The sequence below is a fragment of the Mesorhizobium sp. M0830 genome, assembly GCF_040319965.1.
Taxonomy (GTDB): domain Bacteria; phylum Pseudomonadota; class Alphaproteobacteria; order Rhizobiales; family Rhizobiaceae; genus Mesorhizobium.
On sequence record NZ_JAMYOR010000030.1, the window covers coordinates 70,923 to 76,922 of the forward strand.

At 65.9% G+C, this 6,000-nt stretch carries 3 protein-coding genes; all 3 read left to right on the forward strand.

All coding sequences use genetic code 11. From position 1 onward, the window contains the following. Nucleotides 1–18: 18 nt before the first annotated feature. From NKI20_RS18785 to NKI20_RS18795, 3 genes are read left to right on the forward strand one after another with little or no spacing between them, the layout of a single operon-like run. A complete protein-coding gene (locus NKI20_RS18785; protein WP_352832888.1) occupies nucleotides 19–1,080 on the forward strand; it encodes an ImuA family protein in 1,062 nt (353 codons plus the stop codon). Further along, nucleotides 1,022–2,500 (forward strand): DUF6504 family protein, encoded by a 1,479-nt coding sequence (locus NKI20_RS18790; RefSeq protein ID WP_352487152.1) that lies wholly within the window; start codon nucleotides 1,022–1,024, stop codon nucleotides 2,498–2,500. Before NKI20_RS18785 ends, NKI20_RS18790 begins: the two co-directional genes overlap by 59 nt. Continuing rightward, nucleotides 2,497–5,850, forward strand: coding sequence for an error-prone DNA polymerase (locus NKI20_RS18795; protein WP_352832891.1), 3,354 nt, complete (start codon nucleotides 2,497–2,499; stop codon nucleotides 5,848–5,850). The genes NKI20_RS18790 and NKI20_RS18795 overlap by 4 nt, the downstream gene beginning before the upstream one ends. Nucleotides 5,851–6,000 lie beyond the last annotated feature (150 nt).

Genomic DNA, 6,000 nt, shown 5'->3' on the forward strand with positions numbered 1-6,000 from the left:
GAGTGGAAGCTGACCGTCATGGCGATGACCGCCGTGGCGCGGGAAACTGTTTTTGCCCTGCGCCGCCAGATCGCGAAAATCGAGGGAACGCTGCCCGAGCGCCTGCAGGCGCCGGCCGCAGCGACCCTTGATGCTGACGTCAACACGGATGTCGCATCCAATGCCGACCTCACAATCGTCCGGCGCGGCATTGCCGCGGCTTTGCCGGATGCGTACCTTCCCACCGGCGTCGAGCGTCTCGATGCCGCCCTGAGCGGCGGCCTGCCGAAGGCAGCCCTGAGCGAAATCCATGGCACGCAAACCCGCGATGCCGGGGCCGTCGCCGGCTTCGCCCTGTCGCTCACCAGCCTGATCCTCAAGCAGGCGCAAGGGCTGCCGGTGCTGTGGATCGGCACATCGGAAATTTTCCGCGAGGCGGGCTTTCCCTATGCCAGGGGGCTTCACGCCTCGTTCGGCATCGAGCCGGAACAATTGCTGTTTTCCGAGGCGCCAAAACTCGTCGATGCGCTGTGGGTCGCCGAGGAGGCGGCCCGGATGACGGCGCTCGCCGCCGTCATCCTGGAAATTCGCGGCAATCCGCAGCGGCTGGACCTGACCGCGACGCGCCGGCTGCATGCGCGGGCGCAAGGTGCCGGCCGGCCGGTGTTCCTGCTGCGGCAGGCGGCAGAGCCCGAACCGACGGCGGCCCCCGTCCGTCTCATCGTAGCGTCGGCGCCGGCGGTACCGCGCGACACCATCGCCGGGCCGCTCGCCGGCTCGATCGGCCACCCGGCCTTCACCCTCACCATCGGCAAGAGCCGCACGGCCCTGCCTGGACAATTCACACTGGAGTGGAACCCCGATGAACGCGCATTCGACGAAAGAGCGGGCGACGATAGAAGGGGCGAAGAGAGAGGCCGGACAAAGAATCCTGTCCCTCTGGTTTCCCTATCTGGCAGTGGAACGGATCCTGCGGCAGCGTCTGGGGCGGTCCTGGCGTTCCCGGCCGTCGGATCACCTGCCGCCGTCTCGCCCACCGCTCGTGATCAGCCATCGCGACCGCAACGCGCAACGCATCTCGGCCCTCGACGAGCGGGCTGAGGCGCTGCACCTGAAGCGCGACATGGGCATTGCCGATGCGCGCGCCATGCATCCGTCGATCGACATCGTCGAGGCCGATCCGGAGGCCGACCGCCGCCTGCTCGAAGGCCTTGCCGACTGGTGCGACCGCTACACCCCGCTGGTGGCGCTGGACGGGGCGGACGGCCTGTTTCTCGACGTCACCGGCTGCACCCATCTGTTCGGCGGCGAACGCGCCATGCTGGACGACATCCTGTCGCGCTTCTTCCATCAGGGGTTTGACGTCCGCGCCGGGCTTGCCGCGACACCGGGGGCGGCCTGGGCGGCAGCACGGTTTGCTGGTGACCGCATCGTCGATGGCGGCGAGGAGGAAGCGCTGCTCGCACCCCTGCCGCTGGCCGCGCTGCGCATCGAGCCGGCGACTCGCGCCAGCCTGGAAAGCGTCGGCCTGCGCACGGCGGGCGCCGTCATGGCGGCACCGCGCGCGCCGCTCGCCCGCCGCTTCGGCGCCTTGCTGCTCCTGCGCCTCGACCAGGCGCTTGGCCGTCTCGACGAGGCGGTGTCGCCGCGCCTTCCCGTCGCGCCGCTTTCGGTCGAACGCCATCTCGCCGAGCCCGTCACCCTGACCGAGGACATCGAACGTCTGGTGGGCATGCTGGCGACGACCTTGAAGACCGACCTCGAGCGCCGCGGCGAGGGCGCCAGGGCGCTGGCGCTGCTGCTCTTTCGCGTCGACGGCGCCGTCAGCCGCATCGCCATCGGCACCTCGCGGCCGATGCGCGAGCCCCGGCTGATCCAGAAATTGTTCCACGAGCGGCTGGCGGCGCTCGAACAGGATATCGATGCCGGCTATGGCTTCGATCTGGTGCGGCTTTCGGTGCTGACATCAGCCGCTTTCGACATGCAGCAGGCCGACCTTGCCGGCGAGGTGATCGACGACGGCGCCGATATCGCGCTGTTTGCCGACCGCATCCGCGCCCGGCTCGGCGATGGCGCGGTCCTGCAGCCGGTTGCCGTCGAAAGCCATCTGCCGGAGCGCGCCGTCGCCACGATCCCCTTCACCGAAGCGCCGCGCCGGACCACGCCGCCGAAGAGGCCGGACAGGCTGCAGGCGCCGAAAACCATCTTCCCGCCGGAACGGCCGATCCGGCTGTTCCGCTCGCCCGAACCCATCGATGTGCCGGCCACCGAAATGCCGGAGGGACCGCCACTGAACTTCCGCTGGCGGCGCGCGCTCTACCGAGTGACGCGAGCCGAGGGGCCGGAGCGCATCGCGGCGGAATGGTGGCGCGAGACGCCAGGCGACGAAGCGGCATCGACACGCGACTATTTCCGCATCGAGGATGCCGACGGCCGCCGCTACTGGCTCTACCGTCAAGGCCTTTACGGCGGCGCCTCGCAGGTCCCGCCGCGCTGGTTCCTGCATGGTGTCTTCGCATGAACGCGCTGACCGTCATTCCCTATGCCGAGTTCGGCATCCAGTCGAATTTCTCCTTCCTGCGCGGCGCTTCCAAGCCGGAGGAACTGGTGGTCGCCGCCAAGCTTTTGGGCTTTTCCGCGATCGGGCTTGCCGACCGCAACACGGTGGCTGGCGTGGTGCGCGCCTGGCAGCAGGCCAAAGTGGAAAAGCTTTCCTACCACCCCGGCTGCCGGCTGGTTTTTGGCGACGGCACGCCGGATATTCTCGCCTATCCCAGGGACCGCAAGGGCTGGGGTCATCTCTGCCGCATGCTCACCCAAGCCAACCTGCGCGATGAAAACGAAAAGGGCGCCACCCTTCTCCAGCGCAGCGACCTGCTCGAATGGGGTGACCTCCTGTCGCTGGCGGTCCTGCCCGATCTGACGGCGGGGGCGCAAGATAGTCTCGCCTTGCTTCGTGATCTCAAGCATCGTTTCGGCCGGAACCTGCGGCTTGGCGTTTCACCCGACTATGCCGGCAATGACCGTTTCCGGATCGAGCAGGCAGCGGGGTTTGCCGAGAGCGCCGGCATCCCACTGATGGCGACCAACGACGTCCTCTACCACACGGCCGAACGGCGCCCGCTGCAGGACGTGCTGACCGCGATCCGCCTCAACACACCCGTCTCCGAGGTCGGGCTGCAACTGGCCGCCAATGCCGAACGCCACCTGAAGCCGCCAATGGAGATGGCGCGCCTGTTCCGCAGGCATCCGCAGGCACTGGCCGAAACCTTGCGCTTTGCGCAGGAGCTGACTTTTTCGCTCAGCGATCTCCAGTACAACTACCCCGACGAACCGACGGAATCGGGTCTCGGGCCGCAGGCCGAGCTGGAACGGCTGGCGCGGGAGGGGGCTGCCGAGCGTTATCCTGCAGGTGTGCCCGCTTCGGTGACCAAGCGCATCGCGGAAGAGCTCGCTCTAATCGAGCGCCTCAACTATGCCCGCTATTTCCTGACCGTCTACGACATCGTCAAGTTTGCCCGCAGCCAGGACATTCTCTGCCAGGGGCGCGGTTCGGCCGCCAATTCGATCGTCTGCTTCTGCATCGGCATCACCGAAGTCGGGCCGGACAGGATCGACACGCTTTTCGAGCGCTTCATCTCCGAGGAGAGAAACGAGCCGCCGGATATCGACGTCGATTTCGAGCATGAGCGACGCGAAGAGGTGATGCAGTACATCTATACGAAGTACAGCACCAAGCGCACGGCATTGGCCGCCGCCGTCATCAGCTATCGCGGCCGTTCGGCGCTGCGCGAAGTGTCCAAGGCGATGGGCCTGTCGGAGGATGTCAGGGCGTCGCTGTCCGGCTCGATCTGGGGCTGGTCGACCTCGGAACTCGGCGAAAAGGAAGCCCGCGCCGGCGGCCTCGATCGCGCCGATCCAGTGTCGCGACATGTATTGGAACGCGCCAACGAGATCATGGGGTTTCCCCGCCATTTGTCGCAGCATGTTGGCGGCTTCGTCATCACCAGGGACCGGCTCGACGAGATCGTGCCCATAGTCAAGACGGCGATGGACGAGCGCAAGATGGTCGAATGGGACAAGGACGATCTCGACGCGGTGAAGATCCTGAAAGTGGACGTGCTGGCGCTCGGCATGCTGACCTGCCTGAAGCGCGCCTTCACCTTGCTGGAGGAACACTATCCCAATGCACGGGATAAATATGGCCGGCCCTATGTGCTGGCCACGCTGCCGCCCGAGGACAGGAATGTCTACGACATGATCTGCCGCGCCGACACGCTCGGCGTCTTCCAGATTGAATCCCGTGCCCAGATGTCGATGCTGCCGCGCCTCAGACCGCGCGAATTCTATGATCTCGTCATCGAGGTGGCGATCGTGCGGCCCGGGCCGATCCAGGGCGACATGGTCCACCCCTATCTGCGCCGCCGGCAGGGCAAGGAGAAGGCCGAGTATCAGAAGGCGGAATTGAAGGAGATTCTCGGCAAGACGCTGGGCGTACCGCTATTCCAGGAACAGGCGATGAAGATCGCCATCGTCGCCGGCGGTTTCCGGCCGGGCGAGGCCGATGAACTGCGCCGCGCCATGGCCACCTTCAAACGCACCGGCACGATCGGCAATTATCGCCGGCGCATGATCGACGGCATGGTTGGCAAGGGATACACCAAGGACTTCGCCGAACGCTGCTTCAAGCAGATCGAAGGCTTTGGCGAATACGGCTTTCCCGAAAGCCACGCCGCCTCCTTCGCGCTGCTGGTCTATGCCTCCTGCTGGTTCAAGACCTTCTATCCCGACGTGTTCTGCGCCGCGATCCTGAATTCGCAGCCGATGGGATTTTACCAGCCGGCCCAGCTGGTGCGCGACGCCCGCGACCATGGCGTCGACATCCGCGACGTCGACGTCAATTTCTCGGTCTGGGACTGCACGCTGGAGAAAGCGCCTTTCGATCCGGCCCGCATTCTCGCGCGCCATGCCGAGATGCGCGGCGTCATCGAGACGGATCATGCGCTGCGTCTCGGATTCCGCCAGATCAAAGGCCTTTCCAAGGAGCGCATGGAGCTGTTCGTCGACCGGCGCGGCGACGGCTACGTGTCCGTCAGGGACGTCTGGCTGCGCTCCGGCCTGGATGTCGGCGAGATCGAGAGGCTGGCGCAGGCCGACGCCTTCCGTTCGCTTGGCCTCGATCGTCGTGAAGCCTTGTGGGCGGTGCGCGCGCTCGACGGCAAGAGCGCCGCCGAAAGGCTGCCGCTGTTCGATCAGCCGGCACTCCGCCTGCGCGACCTGGAGCCCGAGACGAAACTGCCGAGAATGCCGCTCGGCGAGCATGTCATCCACGACTACCGCTCGCTCGGCCTGTCGCTGAAGGCGCATCCGGTCGCCTTCCTGCGCGAGCGCCTCGACCGCGCCGGCGTCACGCCCAATGCGAACCTGCCTTGCGTGCGCGACGGCCGGCGTGTCTCCGTTGCCGGCCTCGTGCTGGTGCGGCAGCGCCCCGGCAAGGGCAATGCGATCTTCCTGACGCTCGAAGACGACAAGGCCGTCGCCAACATCATTTTCTGGCAAAGAACCTTCGACCGCTACCGGCCGATTGTGATGGGCGCGCGGTTCATTCGGGTCACCGGGAAATTGCAGTCGGAATCGGGTGTGGTCCACATCGTCGCAGAAAAGGTCGAGGACCTGACGCCTTGGCTAACCGTGCTTCTGGAGAAAGTCAGCGAAGTTGGACCGGCAGTCGCCGGTCCTCAGGAACGCACTGCCGGAAGTCCGGATCGCGACAGTCGACCCGCAATCCGGAGCACACCGATCCGGCAGGATCTCGCGGCATTATCGGGAGAAGCGGAACAAGTCATGCCCAAGGGGCGTAATTTTCAGTAGTGGCAAAAACGATGTCAGCGGGACAGCACCCCCCTCTGTCCTGCCGGACATCTCCCCCGCAAGGAGCAGGACTGTCCGGGGAAAGTTATTCATATATGAAGGCCATCTGATTGAGGGAGGATCGGTCTCTTGGTCGGCTCGGATTGACCG